The sequence below is a fragment of the Nocardia sp. XZ_19_369 genome (genome assembly GCF_015355715.1).
GTDB lineage: Bacteria > Actinomycetota > Actinomycetes > Mycobacteriales > Mycobacteriaceae > Nocardia.
Map to the genome: position 1 here is coordinate 218834 of NZ_JACVED010000010.1, position 16116 is coordinate 234949.

At 66.8% G+C, this 16116-nt stretch carries 13 protein-coding genes; 5 read left to right on the forward strand and 8 right to left on the reverse strand.

Annotation, left to right across the window (positions count from 1 at the left end):
* Positions 1–37 precede the first annotated feature (37 nt).
* The gene (locus IBX18_RS33895; protein ID WP_194837549.1) at positions 38–655 is read right to left on the reverse strand and encodes a LysE family translocator; all 618 of its coding nucleotides are present in this window, start codon (positions 653–655) and stop codon (positions 38–40) included.
* Between the two features lie 110 nt (positions 656–765).
* Between IBX18_RS33895 and IBX18_RS33900 the strand changes: the two genes are divergently transcribed.
* Entirely contained in the window at positions 766–1218 is a 453-nt protein-coding gene (locus tag IBX18_RS33900; protein ID WP_107654769.1) for an Lrp/AsnC family transcriptional regulator, read from the forward strand.
* A 60-nt stretch (positions 1219–1278) separates the two neighbouring features.
* Here IBX18_RS33900 and IBX18_RS33905 read toward each other — a convergent pair whose 3' ends face one another.
* The 7 genes from IBX18_RS33905 to IBX18_RS33935 all read right to left on the reverse strand — a co-directional run bounded on the left by IBX18_RS33905 (position 1279) and on the right by IBX18_RS33935 (position 7681).
* On the reverse strand, positions 1279–1557 hold the full coding sequence (locus IBX18_RS33905) for a 50S ribosomal protein L7/L12 (protein ID WP_194837550.1): 279 nt from the start codon (positions 1555–1557) through the stop codon (positions 1279–1281).
* Positions 1558–1593: 36 nt separating this feature from the next.
* Positions 1594–1920 carry an STAS domain-containing protein gene (locus IBX18_RS33910; RefSeq protein ID WP_306796532.1) on the reverse strand — a complete coding sequence of 109 codons (327 nt, stop codon included), beginning with the start codon at positions 1918–1920 and terminating at the stop codon, positions 1594–1596.
* Positions 1921–2283: 363 nt separating this feature from the next.
* Complete coding sequence (clpX, locus tag IBX18_RS33915) at positions 2284–3564, reverse strand: ATP-dependent Clp protease ATP-binding subunit ClpX (protein ID WP_107654767.1); 1281 nt, start codon at positions 3562–3564, stop codon at positions 2284–2286.
* A gap of 448 nt (positions 3565–4012) precedes the next feature.
* On the reverse strand, positions 4013–4684 hold the full coding sequence (locus IBX18_RS33920) for an ATP-dependent Clp protease proteolytic subunit (RefSeq protein ID WP_107654766.1): 672 nt from the start codon (positions 4682–4684) through the stop codon (positions 4013–4015).
* Positions 4685–4752: 68 nt separating this feature from the next.
* Complete coding sequence (locus tag IBX18_RS33925; protein WP_107654765.1) at positions 4753–5340, reverse strand: ATP-dependent Clp protease proteolytic subunit; 588 nt, start codon at positions 5338–5340, stop codon at positions 4753–4755.
* Between the two features lie 194 nt (positions 5341–5534).
* Positions 5535–6935, reverse strand: a complete 1401-nt coding sequence (tig, locus tag IBX18_RS33930; protein WP_194837552.1) for a trigger factor — start codon at positions 6933–6935, stop codon at positions 5535–5537.
* 170 nt (positions 6936–7105) lie between these two features.
* On the reverse strand, positions 7106–7681 hold the full coding sequence (locus tag IBX18_RS33935; protein WP_194837553.1) for an FKBP-type peptidyl-prolyl cis-trans isomerase: 576 nt from the start codon (positions 7679–7681) through the stop codon (positions 7106–7108).
* Between the two features lie 111 nt (positions 7682–7792).
* Here IBX18_RS33935 and IBX18_RS33940 point away from each other — a divergent pair, with 111 nt between their 5' ends.
* The 4 genes from IBX18_RS33940 (at position 7793) to IBX18_RS33955 (ending at position 15918) form a co-directional block, all read left to right on the forward strand.
* Positions 7793–10252 (forward strand): phosphoketolase, encoded by a 2460-nt coding sequence (locus IBX18_RS33940; protein ID WP_228542190.1) that lies wholly within the window; start codon positions 7793–7795, stop codon positions 10250–10252.
* A gap of 167 nt (positions 10253–10419) precedes the next feature.
* Positions 10420–11319: a glycosyltransferase family 2 protein gene (locus IBX18_RS33945; protein ID WP_194837554.1), complete on the forward strand. Its 900-nt coding sequence runs from the start codon at positions 10420–10422 to the stop codon at positions 11317–11319.
* Positions 11320–11398: 79 nt separating this feature from the next.
* Positions 11399–13303 carry a 3' terminal RNA ribose 2'-O-methyltransferase Hen1 gene (locus tag IBX18_RS33950; protein WP_194837555.1) on the forward strand — a complete coding sequence of 635 codons (1905 nt, stop codon included), beginning with the start codon at positions 11399–11401 and terminating at the stop codon, positions 13301–13303.
* Positions 13303–15918, forward strand: coding sequence for a polynucleotide kinase-phosphatase (locus tag IBX18_RS33955; protein WP_194837556.1), 2616 nt, complete (start codon positions 13303–13305; stop codon positions 15916–15918). The genes IBX18_RS33950 and IBX18_RS33955 overlap by 1 nt, the downstream gene beginning before the upstream one ends.
* The last annotated feature ends 198 nt before the right edge of the window (positions 15919–16116 follow it).

Below are 16116 nucleotides of genomic sequence, written 5' to 3' on the forward strand. Positions count from 1 at the left end.
GACTTTCCGCCGCCCCGCTGAACCCACTCGGCGCAGCTCACAGCAGGCGTTCCAGTAGGAGGAGGGTGCCGATGAGGATCATGGCTATGCCGGAGATGCGGGTGACGAGGCGGGCGGCGGCGGGGCGGGCGCGGAGGACGGTGCGGGCGAGGGTGCCGACGCAGAGGTAGATGGCGGCGCAGCTGAGGGTGTGGATGAGGCCTAGGGTACCGATTTGGGCGGCTAGGGGCCAGGAGCCGGTGCGGTCGGTGAACTGTGGGAGCAGGGCGAGGAAGAGGAGGATGGCTTTGGGGTTGAGGCCGCTGATGCCGATGCCGCGCAGGACGCTCGCGCCCCACGGGGCGGGGTTGGTCTGTTCGGGGAGGGCGGCGGGGGTGCTGGCGGTGGCGAGTGTGGTGCCGCCGAGCCACATCAGGTAGAGGCCGCCGAAGACGGTAAGGGCGGTCAGCACAACGGGATTGCGGTCGACGACCGCGGCGACACCGGCCGCGACGACCGCGGTCAATGCGACGTAACCGAGTAGCAGTCCTCCGACGGCGGGCAGCACCGAACGTTCGCGCAGACCTGCGGCGATCGCGTAGGCCCAGTCCGCGCCGGGCACGAGGATCAGCAGGACCGACACGGTCCAGAACGCGGCGATGTACCCGACTGCCATGCGGAGCTGCTCCCTTCGAATGAATACCCGCAGGAAGAATAGGCGGGATCGACGGGGAGGTGATTCCAAGTTTTCGCAGCTGAGTGGCTGTTTGTGGAAGGATCTTCTGCATGGATCGTGTCGACCGGAAGATTCTTGCGGAGCTACAGCACAACGGGCGTTTGACGATCACCGAACTCGCCGCCCGGGTACGGCTGAGCCTGTCGCCGTGTCACCGGCGGCTGCGGGAGTTGGAACGAACGGGTGTGATCCGCGGTTACCGCGCGCTGGTCGACGCGGCGGCTGTCGGGTTGACGTTCGAGGCGCTGGTTTTCGTCACCATGCGCCAGGAGGATCGCACGACGGTGGCCGCGTTCGAACAGGCGGTCGCGGAGATACCGCATGTGTTGCAGGCGCAACGACTGTTCGGGGATCCGGATTTTCTGCTGCGCATCGTCGCGGCGGATCTGCCTGCGTTCCAACAGCTTTACGACGAGAAGCTGGCCACGCTACCTGGTGTGCAGCACTTGACGTCGACGCTGGTGATGAAGCATGTGGTGCACGAGCGGCCGGTGCCGCTGTAGTGAAAATCAGCGCTCTCCAGCCGTGGCCTGCGCGGCAACCCAATTCGCCTGCGCGACAACTCAGTACGGATAGCGCTGTTCGACAGCGTCCTTGGCTTCCTTGAGACCACAGCCGGTCAGCTCCCGATACCGCTTGATCGCATGAATCTTCTTGCCATCAGCCAGAAGTGCGTCGATCTCGGCGAAGCTGAAGGATGCGGGTCGAGCATGGGAGGGCACAGCCCGGACCGGTTCGGCGGGCATGGGCGGCAGCTCCTGGATCCCCAGATGCTGGAGGATCAGGTCCGTTTTGAAGTGCAGCGCATCAATCTTCCGCTCGAGGCGGCGGCGGGCAAACATGATCGAATCGTAGTGACCGCCGCCGTGTCTCGATAACTAGGCGGCGCCGAGCAGCGCTTCGGCGAGGTTGGCTGCGGTGTCGAAGGCGACGAAATCGCCTGCTACCGCCAGCAGCCGGTCGACGCAAGGAGGGCCGGTGACCAGGCGAATTCGGCGGTCGGTGTGCTCAGCCCAGGTTCGCGCCTCGATCAGCACGTGTAGACCGGCGACGCCGAAGAACGTCACCTGGGACAGGTCGACGACCACCAGGGGTGCTGCGGTATTCAGCGAGCCGATCAGTTGGGACCGGAACTGGTCGGCGGTATAGAAATCCACTTCACCCGCGATGGCGCACAGCGTGACTGTGTCGCTCGGCGCGGTCACGGAAACACGCAATCGAGCTTCCGGTTCGGTACGACTCGGCAACACTGCTCGACTCGGTGCCACACCTCGACTCGCCCTAGGGTCGGGTCTCGATGTGGTGGTTGCGGGGCTTGCAGGAGTAGCAAGAGTTGACGACATGCGGATCTCGGTCCTGTCGCGCACGGCAATTGACGTCTGTTGCCGGCAATGCGTTGCGTCCCGGGCTGACAATGAGCACCAGAACTAGGCTGTTCGCTCAACCCTGAATCCGGGTTACCCATTCCACATCAGACCTACACCTCATTGGTGCAGATTTATTTCCTGCTGGAACGAAAGAAGCCACCGCGCACTGCGCGATGGCTTCTCTCAGCTCTGTCGAGGGGACTACGCCGACTTCTCCCGGCGCTCGGCCCGCTGCGCCTTGCGGGGCACGATGGTCGGCAGCACGTTCTCGGTGACGGTGTCGGAGTCGACGACCACCTTGGCGACGTCGTCGCGGCTGGGGATGTCGTACATCACCGGCAGCAGGACTTCCTCCATGATGGCGCGCAGACCACGAGCACCCGTGCCGCGCAGGATCGCCTGGTCGGCAATCGCTTCGAGGGCGTCGGTGGTGAACTCGAGGTCGACCCCGTCCATTTCGAACAGCCGGACGTACTGCTTGACCAGCGCGTTCTTCGGTTCGGAGAGGATCTTGACCAACGATTCCTTGTCCAGGTTGGTCACCGAGGCGACGACCGGCAGACGGCCGATGAACTCGGGAATCAGACCGAACTTGATCAGATCCTCCGGCATCACCTCGGCGAAGTGATCGGCGGTGTCGATCTCGGACTTGGACCGGACCTCGGAGCCGAAACCGATGCCGCGATGGCCGGTGCGCTCGGAGACGATCCGCTCCAGACCCGCGAACGCGCCCGCCACGATGAACAGCACGTTGGTGGTGTCGATCTGGATGAACTCCTGGTGCGGGTGCTTGCGCCCACCCTGCGGCGGCACGCTCGCCTGGGTGCCCTCCAGGATCTTCAGCAGCGCCTGCTGCACGCCCTCACCGGAGACGTCGCGGGTGATCGACGGGTTCTCGCTCTTACGGGCGATCTTGTCGACCTCGTCGATGTAGATGATGCCGGTCTCGGCGCGCTTCACGTCGTAATCCGCGGCCTGGATCAGCTTCAGCAGGATGTTCTCGACGTCCTCGCCGACATACCCGGCCTCCGTCAGCGCTGTCGCGTCGGCGATGGCGAACGGGACGTTGAGCATCTTGGCCAGCGTCTGCGCGAGGTAGGTCTTGCCGCAGCCGGTGGGGCCGAGCATGAGGATGTTCGACTTGGTCAGTTCGACGACCTCGCCGCGGCTGTCGCGGCCCTTGTCGCCGGCCTGAATGCGCTTGTAATGGTTGTAGACGGCCACCGCGAGGGTGCGCTTGGCGGTGTCCTGCCCGATCACGTAGTTCTCCAGGAAGTCCCGGATCTCCGCGGGCTTGGGCAACTCGTCGAGCTTGACCTCGCTGGACTCGGCGAGCTCCTCCTCGATGATCTCGTTGCATAGATCGATGCACTCGTCGCAGATGTACACCCCTGGTCCCGCAATGAGCTTCTTGACCTGCTTCTGGCTCTTTCCGCAGAACGAGCACTTGAGCAGATCGCCGCCATCTCCGATGCGCGCCATCTCGTGGGTCCCTACTTCCTTGTCCGCGTGCAACCGTCCGTCCAGGTTGCCAGCTATCTGCCGCCTTGCTTGTCCGCGCCACCGGCTGTGATCGCAAACGCATCGACCGGTTCCGGCGGGTGAGGCAGTGCTGTCAACCGGGAGCAAAGGTCCCTAGGTTGACCGTACCTGGTGTGTGCGATGGAGGTCGACAACTCGAGCATGTTTCTCCGCCGGGTTGTGCGAGTTCTCACGACACCGAAGCGCGTTACGTCCGTTCAGCAGCCATTTCATGCGCCGGCCGCTTGTTTCATCGGGGCTGCGGGCCCGAGCGTTTCCGGGTCCGCCGTGTCACTGGAGCAGTCCGGCCGGGCAGCACGCCACTGGGCGCACTTCCCGGCCGGAAATCCCTGGGGTACAGCAATTTACGGGCGAATCGCCGCCGGGGTCGGCGATTCGCACGACGCGATCACTTCTTCTGCGCGCTGAGCTTGCGGTAATCGAACACCTGGTCGATGATCCCGTATTCCTTGGCGTCTTCGGCCGTGAGGATCTTGTCGCGGTCGGTGTCCTTGCGGATCTGATCCGCGTCCTTACCGGTGTGGCGGGCCAGCGTGGTCTCCATCAGGCGACGCATGCGCTCGATCTCGGCCGCCTGGATCTCCAGATCCGACACCTGCCCCTGGATGCCACCCTCGAGCGACGGCTGGTGGATCAGCACGCGGGCGTTGGGCAGGCAGGCGCGCTTGCCGGGGGTACCGGCGGCGAGCAGCACGGCCGCGGCCGAGGCGGCCTGGCCGAGGCAGACCGTCGCGACATCGGCACGCACGTACTGCATGGTGTCGTAGATGGCCATCAGCGAGGTGAACGAACCACCGGGCGAGTTGATGTACATGGTGATGTCGCGGTCGGGGTCGAGCGACTCCAGCACGAGCAGCTGCGCCATGACATCGTTCGCCGAGGCGTCGTCCACCTGCACGCCGAGGAAGATGATGCGCTCCTCGAACAGCTTGTTGTACGGGTTGGATTCCTTGACGCCGAAGCTCGAGTGCTCGATGAACGACGGCAGGATGTAGCGCGACTGGACGCCCTGCGGTGCCATACCGCCGAGGCCTGCGCGTGGGTCAAACTGGTTGGCCATCTTCGTCTCCAAAGTCTGTGTGGGAAAGCGGCTGATGCGCTGAACGGACGAAAGAGTCCGGATGGCGCCTAGTTGCCTGCGCCGTTGGCCTGGTTCGCATGGCCGATCACGTGATCGATGAAGCCGTACTCGAGCGCCTGCTTGGCGGTGAACCAGCGGTCGCGGTCGGCGTCGATGGTGACCTGTTCCACGGACTTGCCGGTGTGCAGCGCTTGCAGCTCGTTGAGCTCGCGCTTGGTGTGCGCGAACTGCTCGGCCATGATCGCGATGTCGGCGGCGGAACCACCGATGCCCGCCGACGGCTGGTGCATCATGATCCGCGCGTGCGGCAGTGCGTGGCGCTTGCCCTTGGTGCCTGCGGTGAGCAGGAACTGCCCCATCGACGCGGCCAGGCCCATGCCGAAGGTGGCGATATCGCACTCGGCGAACTGCATGGTGTCGTAGATGGCCATACCGGCGGTCACCGAACCACCGGGCGAGTTGATGTAGAGCTTGATGTCCTTGGACGCATCCTCCGCCGAGAGCAGCAGGATCTGCGCGCAGATCTTGTTCGCGATGTCGTCGTCGACCTGGGTGCCGAGGAAGATGATGCGCTCGCGAAGCAGTCGCTCGTACACCGAATCGCTGAGGTTGAGACCAGCAGTCGGGGATGTCATGACGACCCCTGCCTGATTGACTGTCACGGATACCTGCCTTTTCTTACCGGCTCGTTGGCCGACGGCCATCTCTGGTTCGTTGTCACAAACATTAACGAAGCAGGGCGGCACCGAACTCCCGGTACCGCCCTTCTTCGCTTACAGCGCAATCAGCCCAGCTGAGAGCTGTACATCACGCTGCCACTTCATAGAACTCATTCGGCCTTCGCCGCGGCGGTCTCGGTCGACTCGACCTCGGCCACGCCTTCGGCCTCGACCTCGGGGGCGGAATCCTCAGGGGCACCGAACATTTCGGCGGTGTCCACCACATTGCCCTCGGAATCGGTGACCTTGACCTTGCCGACAACACCCGCAAGGGCCTTGCCGCGCCGGACGTCGGCGAAGATCGCGCCGAGCTGGCCGGCCTGCTGCACCTGCTGGATGAACTGCTCCGGCGCCAGGCCGTAGCGCTGCGACTGGAACAGGATCCGCTCGGTGAGCTCTTCCTGGCCGACCTGGGTGTTCTCCGCCTCGGCGATGGCGTCCAGCAGCAACTGGGTGCGCACCGACTTCTCGGCGGACTCCTTGGCGTCCTTGTCGAACTCTTCGCGGCTGGAACCCTGGGCCTCCAGTGCCTCGGCCAGCTTGGCCTCGTCGTGGTCGAAGCCGTGCACCGCGTCGTGGGTGACGGCGTCGATCTCGGCCTGCACGACGGCCTCGGGCAGCGGCACCTCGACCTGCTCGAGCAGGGTCTCCAGCACCTTGTCCCGGATCTCGCCGGCCTGCTGCACCTTCTTGCTGCGCTCGACCCGATTGCGCAGGTCTTCCTTCAGCTCGTCGAGGGTGTCGAATTCGCTTGCCAGCTGGGCGAAGTCGTCGTCGGCCTCGGGCAGCTCGCGCTCCTTGACCGACTGCACGGTGGCCTTGATGACGGCTTCCTTGCCCGCGTGCTCGCCGGCCACCAGGGTCGAGGTGAAGTCCTTGGACTCACCGGCGGCCAGACCGATCAGCGCCTCGTCGAGGCCCTCGATGAGCTGGCCGGAGCCGACCTCGTGGGACAGGCCGGTGGTGGCCGCCTCTGGCACGTCCTCGCCGTCGACGGTCGCCGACAGGTCGATCGACACGAAGTCGCCGTCCTGGACCGGGCGCTCGACACCGGTGAGGGTGCCGAAGCGCTGGCGCAGCGACTGCAGCTGCTCCTCGATGTCCTCGTCGCCGATGGTGAAGGCGTCGACGGTCACCGCGATGTTCTCGTACTCCGGCAGCGTGATCTCCGGGCGCACGTCGACCTCGGCGGTGAACGCGAGCTCCTCGCCGTCCTCGATCTTGGTGATCTCGATCTCGGGCTGGCCGATGACCTTCACGTCGGCGGCGGTGACGGCCTCGCTGTAGCGGCCGGGCAGCACGTCGTTGACGACCTGCTCCAGCACCGCGCCGCGGCCCAGACGCGCCTCGAGCAACTTGGCCGGCGCCTTGCCCGGACGGAAGCCGGGGATCTTGACCTGCTTGGCGAGTGCCTTGTACGCGCGGTCGAAGTCCGGCTTCAGTTCCTCGAAGGGCACCTCGACATTGATCCGGACCCGGGTCGGGCTCAGCTGCTCGACGGTGCTCTTCACGGACATGCTCCTTGTTCGTCGTCTGTTCTGGTTGAGACGCGATCCCCCGTCGGCCCGGACTTCTACCGGGACCCCGGCACCCGCCGGGCTGGCGAGGGACGCGGCGTACGCATCCCGACCAGGTTAGTTGACCGGCCGGGGCGGGCTGCACTCGGCCGCTTTTCGGGCCGCTACTTCCCCACCGATACCGCATCGGTGACGAAGACCAGCGTCTCGTTCGGCGCGATACCGCGACCGCCCGCGCCGTAGCCGAGGTCCGGCGGCACGATCAGCAGCCTGCGGGTGCCCTCCTGCACGCCGACCAGTCCCTCGTCCCAGCCCTGGATGACCTGGCCGCCGCCGAGGGTGAGCTGGAAGGGGGTGCCGCGGTCGAACGAGCTGTCCTTCTTCTGCTTGTTCGACCAGGTGACGAGCGCGTAGTTCATGGTGAGCGGCTGGCCGGAGGCGGCGCCGGGGCCGCTGCCCTGGATCAGGTCCTTGGTGATCAGCGTCTTGGGCGGATCGCAGTTGTCCGGGATAGTGATCTTCGGTGCGGAACCGAAGTCGCCGCTCACGCCGATGTCCTCCGCGGTGCATTCCCGGCCCTTGCTCTGGGCCGGCGCAGCCGGTGCCGTCGGGGAGAGGCTCTTCGCGGGAGCGGTAGTGGAAGGAGTAGAGGACGCCTTGTCGTCCGACCCACAGGCGACCAGAGTGAACGCTGCCGCGGCCATGGTGCCGATCCCGATGATCCTGCCGAGTGTGTGCATGCGGCGGACCCTAGACCATCCTCGCGGCGAATGTCCGAGTCGCCCGGCGCGCGTCGGACTGCCGTTACGCTGACAAGTGGAATCTCCCCCTACGACGAGGAGAGTCGGCGCATGACCCACATGGCGAGCGCGGGTGGCGATACCTCGGCCGACAATGTCGGCAGCGCGGGCGGCGAGAGCGTCGCCCCGCAGCCCTATCGGCTGACGGATATCGCTGGCCCGCTGGACCGCGACGAACTGACCTCGATCGACGCGTGGTGGCGAGCCGCGAACTACCTCGCCGTCGGGCAGATCTATCTGATGGCCAATCCGCTGCTGCGCGAGCCGCTGCAGGCCGAACACATCAAACCGCGACTGCTCGGGCACTTCGGCACCGTGCCCGGTTTGAACCTGGTGTGGGTGCACGCCAATCGGGCGATCCGGCAGCGCGGGCTGAACGCGGTCTTCGTGGCGGGACCCGGCCACGGCGGGCCGGGGCCGAACGCCTGCGGCTGGCTGGAGGGCACGTACTCCGAGCTGTACAGCCATATTCCGCAGGACGCCGGGGGCATGGGTGCGCTGTTCGCGCAGTTCTCCTGGCCCGGCGGGGTGCCCAGCCACTGCGCGCCGGAGACGCCCGGCTCGTTCCACGAGGGTGGCGAACTCGGCTACTCCCTGCTGCACGCCTTCGGCGCGGCGCTGGACAACCCGGACCTGACGGTGTTCTGCGTAATCGGTGACGGCGAGGCGGAGACCGGGCCGCTGGCCGGCAGCTGGCACGCCAACAAGTTCCTCAACCCGGCGCGCGACGGCGCGGTGCTGCCGATCCTCGCGCTGAACCAGTACAAGATCGCCAATCCGACCATCCTGGCGCGTATTCCGGAGCAGGAACTGGTTTCGCTGATGCGCGGGTACGGCTACGAGGCGATCGTCGTCTCGGGCAGCGACCCCACCGCGGTGCACCAGGCGATGGCCGTCGCGGTCGACACCTGCATGGAACGCATCGCGCAGATCCAGCGTGCCGCACGCAGCGGCAGCGATGGTGCGCGGCCGGTGTGGCCGATGATCGTGTTGCGCACCCCGAAGGGCTGGACCTGTCCGCCCGTGGTGGACGGCGATCCGGTCGAGGGCACGTTCCGCGCGCATCAGGTGCCGCTGCCCGGTGCGCGTTCCGACGCCAGCCATCGAGCGGTACTGGAGCAGTGGCTGCGGTCCTATCGGCCGGAGGAGTTGTTCGACGAGCTCGGCAGGCCGGTATCGGAGCTGCTCGATCAGGTGCCCGAGGGCGACCAGCGGATGAGCGCGAATCCGATTGCCAACGGGGGCAGGCTCGTTCGTGATCTGAACCTGCCGAACTGGCGCGATTTCGGGGTGGAAGTCGCCACACCGGGTGGGTCTTCGCACGAGGCGACCCGGGTGCTCGGCGCCTGGTTGCGCGAGGTCACCCGGAACAACCCGGACAACTTCATCACCTTCGCGCCCGACGAGCTGGCCAGCAACCGGCTCCAGGACATCCTGGAGGTGACCGGCCGCAACTGGCAGGCCGAGATCGATGAGTACGACGAGAAACTCGACCGCACCGGCCGGGTGATCGAGGTGCTGTCCGAGCACATGTGCCAGGGGCTGCTGGAGGGTTATCTGCTCACCGGCAGGCACGGGGTGTTCACCTGCTACGAGGCGTTCATCCACATTGTCGACGCCATGTTCAACCAGCATGCCAAGTGGCTCGACGCCAGCGCGGGGGTGCCGTGGCGGCGGCCCATCGCGAGCCTCAATTATCTACTGTCCTCGCATGTTTGGCGCCAGGACCACAACGGGTTCACCCACCAGGATCCCGGCTTCCTCGACGTGGTGCTCAACAAGAAGCCCTCGATCGTGCGGGTCTATCTGCCGCCCGACGCCAACACCCTGTTGTCCACCTACGACCATTGCCTGCGGTCCCGGCACTACGTCAACGTGGTGGTGGCGGGCAAACAGCCTCAGGCGGACTGGCTTTCGGTGAACGACGCGGCGGAGCACTGCGCCCGCGGCATCGGGATCTGGGACTGGGCGGGTCACAACGACGAGCTCGGCACCGTCCCGGATGTGGTGCTGGCCTGCGCCGGTGACGTGCCGACACTGGAAACCCTTGCGGCGGCGGCGATTCTGCGGGATCGGCTGCCGACGCTGCGGGTCCGGGTGGTCAACGTGGTCGATCTGATGCGCCTGCAACCACAGGACGAGCACCCACATGGGTTGCCCGACAGCGAGTTCGACACACTGTTCACCCATGACCGGCCGGTGATCTTCGCGTTCCACGGCTACCCGTGGCTGGTGCACCGGCTCACCTATCGGCGGGCCAACCACGACGGGCTGCACGTGCGCGGCTACAAGGAACGCGGCACCACCACCACACCGTTCGACATGGTGATGCTCAACGATTTGGATCGGTACCACCTGGTGATGGACGTCATCGATCGGGTGCCGAGCCTGGGCGAGCGGGCCGCCGGGTTGCGTCAGGAAATGGTGGACGCACGCTGGGAGGCGCGGGCCTGGACCCGGGAGCACGGCGAGGACATTCCCGAAGTCGCCGACTGGAGTTGGCCGTACTGACCCCGCTGAGTGTGAACACCGGCGTATACTTCGCTGTCCGAGAACACCTTCAAAAGTGTTGCGGTGAAGGGTAGTTCGCCAACAAGTTCCTCGATGCCGTCGGGCGGGACGGTCCACGTGCTCGTTCTGCTCGATTGCGTCTTCGTCGAGGCCCAAGGGGGAAATCGATGTCGGCGTCAGCCGTACCTGCACGTAAGCCCGAGCTCGTCTCGGTCATCATCCCGGTGTTCAACGGACTGCCGGAATTGGACGAACAACTCGACGGCCTGGCCGAACAGGATTACCAGGGGCCCTACGAAGTGGTGATCAGCGACAACGGCTCCAGCGACAGCCTGGCCGAGCACATCGACGGACATCCGCTGACCGCGCGATTGCGGTTGCGCTACGTGGCCAGCTCCGCCACACCAGGTCCGTCGTACGCCCGCAACAATGGGGCGGCGCTGGCCCGCGGTGACTTCCTCGCCTTCGTCGACCAGGACGATCGCGTGCATCCCGGTTGGCTCAGCGCGATGGTGCGGACCGCCGCCGATTACGACGCGGTCAGCGGCGCCGTGGAGGTGACGACAATCAACACCCCGGAGGTGGCTCGCTGGCGACCGATGCCCGCGCCGGAGGACGGCTTCCCCACGCATTACCTGCCCTATGCGCACGGCAACAACGCCGGATACTGGCGCGCCGCCTTCGACAAGATCGGCGGATACGACGAGAGCCTCTTCGGCGGCGACGACGTGGACATCAGCTGGCGGCTACAGGAAGCTGGGTTGCGCCTGGGCCATTCGGCGGATGCTCTCGTCGCATACCGGCTACGCACGACCTACCGCGACACCTGGCGGCAAGCGCTCAACTACGGGCGCGGCGCCGTCGAGGTGTACGTCAAGCATCGGGCGGCCGGCTGCCCACGATTGCCGTTCCGGGCGACGTGGTTCTCGATTGTGCTTGTGCTGCTGCACAATCCGTTCATTCCGCTCACCAGGAACCGCGTCCCGCGCGGTTTGTGGACCCTGCACGCGGGCGTGCTCGCCGGGCGGATCCAGGCCGGCCTGCGCCACCGCACCTACTACGGATAACGGCAGCGAACCATGCCGGGGCCTGCTACGGGAATGAAACTTCCTTGCGCAGGTCCCGGCACTGGGCGACGATCGCTGCATGCTCCTGACGATCACCTGCACACCACCGGAGGACGCCGACTGGCCGGCGACCGACCTGGGGTTCTTGCTGCACAAGAATCCCGACCGGGTGCAGGCGTTCGAACAGTCCTACGGCACAGCACATGTCGTGTACCCGGAAGCGACCGCCGCCCGGTGCACGGTGGCACTGGTGCTGGAGATCGATCCGATCCGGCTGGTGCGCGGACGTTCGCGCGGGACACCGGATTTCAGTCTCGGCCAGTACGTCAACGATCGGCCGTACGCGGCATCGTCGCTGCTGTCGGTCGCGATCGGTGCGGTGTTCCGCACCGCGCTGCACGGGCGCTGCACGCTGCGCCCGGAGCTGGCGCAGACCGCGCTGCCGTTGCGCATCGAGTTGCCCGCCGTACCGTGCCGAGGCGGGGCGGAGGTGGCGGAGCGGGTATTCGCGCCACTCGGCTGGGCGGTGACCGCCACTCCCCTGCCGTTGGATCCGGCGTTCCCGGAGTGGGGTGATTCGCACTACCTGCGACTGGAGTTGTCTGGGACCGTGCGGTTGGCGGACGCGCTCTCCCACCTGTACGTGTTGCTGCCGGTCCTGGACGGGGCGAAGCACTACTGGTTGGCCGCCGACGAGGTCGACAAGCTGATCCGGGCGGGTGGTGGATGGCTGGCCGAGCATCCGGAGCGCGGATGGATCACGCGACGGTATCTGGCGCGACGGCAGTCGCTCGTGCGGACGGCGTTGGCTCGGTTGGCCGAGTTGGATGAGGTGGAGCCGGAGTTGCTGGACGCGGTGGAGGAAGTGGACGACGCGGAGGCGGTAGCGTCCAGCGACCTTGCGGCGGGTAGATCCGAAACCGGCTCCGCGCCAGCACAAGTGGCTTCCGGCGAGAGCGGATCGGCCCAGACACGGCCAGTCACCGAAGGCGATTCAACCGAAATCGACACTGCGGGTAAGGCCGCAGCCGGGCCGGGCGGACGAGTCGACACATCAGCGTCTGATCCACGGGGTGGTGGTGAAATCGCCGCGGGATACGTGGCGGACCTCGCCTCAACAGTGGCCGGTGCGCACGAAATGACCGTGGCTGGCGTAACCGACACGGACGCGGCCGGTGCGCACGACATGGCAGCCGCTGGCGTGCCTGACATGGCAGCGGCCGGTGTGCCCGACTTGGCAGCGACCGGCGGGTCCGACCTGGCAGCGACCGGCGGGTCCGACCTGGCAGCGACCGGTGCAGCCGACTTGGCTGAAACTCCCCCGGGCACAGTGTCGTTGGCCGTAGCACGGCGCGCTGCGGTGCGTGCCGCGCTGCACGAGGTCGGTGCCCGACGGGTGCTCGACCTCGGTTGCGGCGAGGGCACGCTGTTGCGAGAGCTGCTGTCGGACAGGATATTCACCGAGATCGTCGGTGTAGACGTATCGATGCGGGCGCTGCATATCGCTGAACGCAAGCTACGGCTCGAGCGCATGCCCGAACGCGTAGCGCAACGGCTGACACTGCGGCAGGGCGCGCTCACCTACACCGATGCCCGGTTGCGCGGTTATGACGCCGCGGTGCTGATGGAGGTCATCGAGCACGTGGATCCGCCGCGTCTCGGTGCGCTGGAGCATGCGGTCTTCGCGGCGGCGGCACCGGGGGCGGTGCTCGTCACGACGCCGAACGCGGAGGTCAATGTGCGCTTCGAGGGGTTGGCGGCCGGTGCTTTCCGGCATGCCGATCACCGGTTCGAGTGGACCCGTGCCGAATTCGCGGCATGGGCCGACGGCGTGGCGGCCCGGTACGGGTATTCCGTGCGGTTCGTGCCGATCGGCGTGGTGGACGCGGAGTTCGGGGCGCCCACCCAAATGGCAGTATTCAGCAAGGTCGAGTTCGACAATGCCACGGTCGCCGTGGTTTCTACTCGGGAAGGGGTGGCGTGATGGCAGAGCTCTCGGTGCCCGAGCTGTCCCTCGTGGTGTTGATCGGTAGCACCGGTTCGGGTAAATCCACGTTCGCGCGCAAGCACTTTCGGTCGACCGCGGTGGTGTCCTCCGACGCGTGCCGCGGCATCGTCAGCGACGACGAGAACGATCAGTCGGCCACCGCCGAGGCGTTCGCGCTACTGCACCACATCGCGGGCGTCCGGTTGCGGCGCGGCCTGCGCACGGTGGTCGACGCGACCAACGTGCAGGCCAAGTCGCGGCAGGAACTGATCGCGGTGGCCCGCGCACACGACGTGCTGCCGGTGGCGATCGTGCTCGACGTGCCGGATTCGGTGTGCCTGGAACGCAATTCGGCGCGCCCGGACCGGGCCTCGCTCGGCGCGCACGTGGTGGTCCGGCAGCAGCGCGAGTTGCGGCGCAGCCTGCGCGGACTGGAGCGTGAGGGCTTCCGCAAGGTGTACGTGCTGCGCGGCGTGGCCGACATCGAGGCGGCGACCATCGTCGACGAGAAGGCGTGGAACGACAAGCGCGAGCTCACCGGGCCGTTCGATGTGATCGGTGACGTGCACGGCTGCCGCAGCGAACTGGAAACGCTGCTCGGCGAGCTCGGCTATGTCCTCGAACGCGACGACGCGGGCCGGGCAATCGGCGCGCGGCACCCGGCGGGGCGTACCGCCGTGTTCGTCGGCGACCTGGTCGATCGCGGGCCGGACACCCCCGGCGTGCTGCGCCTGGTCATGGGCATGGTGGCGGCCGGAACGGCGCTGTGCGTCACCGGAAACCACGAGAACAAGCTCGTCCGCGCCCTCGACGGCAAGCAGGTGCGGGTGGCACACGGCCTCGCCGAGTCGCTGGCCCAGCTCGACGGCGAGGACGAGGTCTTCCGCAAGGCGGCCCACGAATTCTGCCGCGGGCTGGTCAGCCACTATGTGCTCGACGGCGGCAAGCTCGTCGTCGCGCACGCGGGGCTGAAGGAAGAGTTCCACGGGCGGGCGTCGGGGCGGGTGCGGTACTTCGCCATGTACGGCGAAACCACCGGGGAGACAGACGAATACGGTCTGCCGGTACGCTATCCGTGGGCCAACGACTATCGCGGCCGGGCAACCGTGCTGTACGGGCACACCCCGGTGCTGGACCTGCAATGGGTGAACAACACGCTGTGCCTGGACACCGGCGTGGTGTTCGGCGGCAGGCTGTCCGCGTTGCGCTACCCGGAGCGCGAGCCGGTTTCAGTTGCGGCGGAGGCGGTTTGGTACGAGCCGATGCGGCCGCTGGAGCCCACAGTAGCTGCGGTCGACGCGGTTGTGTCGGCTGCCGCCGGCGGCGTGGTGCACCGGGATCCCGGCGTGCTCGACCTGGAGGACGTGATCGGCCGCCGCGTCGTGGAGACCCGCTATCACGGCCGAGTCGGCGTGCAGGAGGAAAACGCCTGCGCCGCACTGGAAGTGATGAGTCGATTCGCGATCGACCCGCGCTGGCTGGTGTACTTGCCGCCGACCATGTCGCCGTGTGCGACCTCGGAGCTGGCGGGCTATCTGGAACACCCGGCGGAGGCATTCGCGTATTACCGCGCGGAGGGCGTCGACCGGCTGGTGTGCGAGGAGAAGCACATGGGGTCGCGGGCCGTGGTCCTGGTCGCCCGGTCGGCCTCCGCGGCGCGGGACCGATTCGGCGTGGACGACGGCGGCACCGGCGTGATCTACACGCGTACCGGTCGGCCGTTCTTCGATGATCCGGTGCACACCGAGACGCTGCTCGGCCGCGTGCGCGCGGCCGCCGAAACTGCCGGTCTTTTCGACGAGCTACGCAGCGAATGGCTATTGCTCGATACCGAACTCATGCCGTGGTCGGCGAAGGCGATCGGCTTGCTGCGCAACCAGTACGCCGCCGTCGGCACGGCGGCCCGGGCGGCGCTCGGTGCCACCACCGAGGTGCTTTCAGCGGTGGCGGAACGCGGACTGGATGTCGCGGCCCTGGCGGCGCGCACTGGAGCGCGCAAGGACGACGCCGCGGCTTTCACCGACGCCTACGGCCGCTACTGCTGGCCGGTCGACGGCATGGCCGGTCTGCGGCTCGCACCGTTCCAGATCCTCGCCGCCGAAGGATCGAATTACGCCGTGCGTGAGCATGATTGGCACCTCATGCTGATCGACCGGCTGGTCGCGGCCGACAGCGAACTGTTCGCGCCGACAGGGCGGATGTTCGTCGATCTGACCGATGCGGACAGCGTGGCAGCCGCCACCGATTGGTGGACCGAGCTGACCGCAGCAGGTGGCGAAGGCATGGTGGTCAAGCCGCGGCAAGCACTGGTGCGCGGGGCCAAGAAGGCCGAGGGTGCCACGGGCGACGGCAGGCTGGTCCAGCCCGGCGTGAAATGCCGTGGCCCCGAATACCTTCGGATCATCTACGGACCGGAGTACCTGCGCGAGCACAACCTGACTCGGCTGCGCACGCGCGGCCTCGGCCGCAAACGCTCGATGGCGTTGCGCGAGTACGCACTCGGACTGGAGGCATTGGACCGGCTGGCCGCGGGCGAACCACTATGGCGCGTACACGAAGCCGTCTTCGCGGTGCTCGCACTGGAGTCCGAACCGGTGGATCCGCGCCTGTAAGACGCCGTGGGCGAACCATGACCGGGTCAGCTGACAGTACGAATGCGCGGCGGACGCCCCCGCCGCGCTGGGTGGTGTCAGCACTGTCCCCCCACACGACAGACAGCCGTCATCGACAGCGCGGCGGCGATGGTGCGCGATCCATCGCTCGTCGGCCATGGTTGAAGCGCCGCCGAGTCGGGTAACCATCCTGTCGAT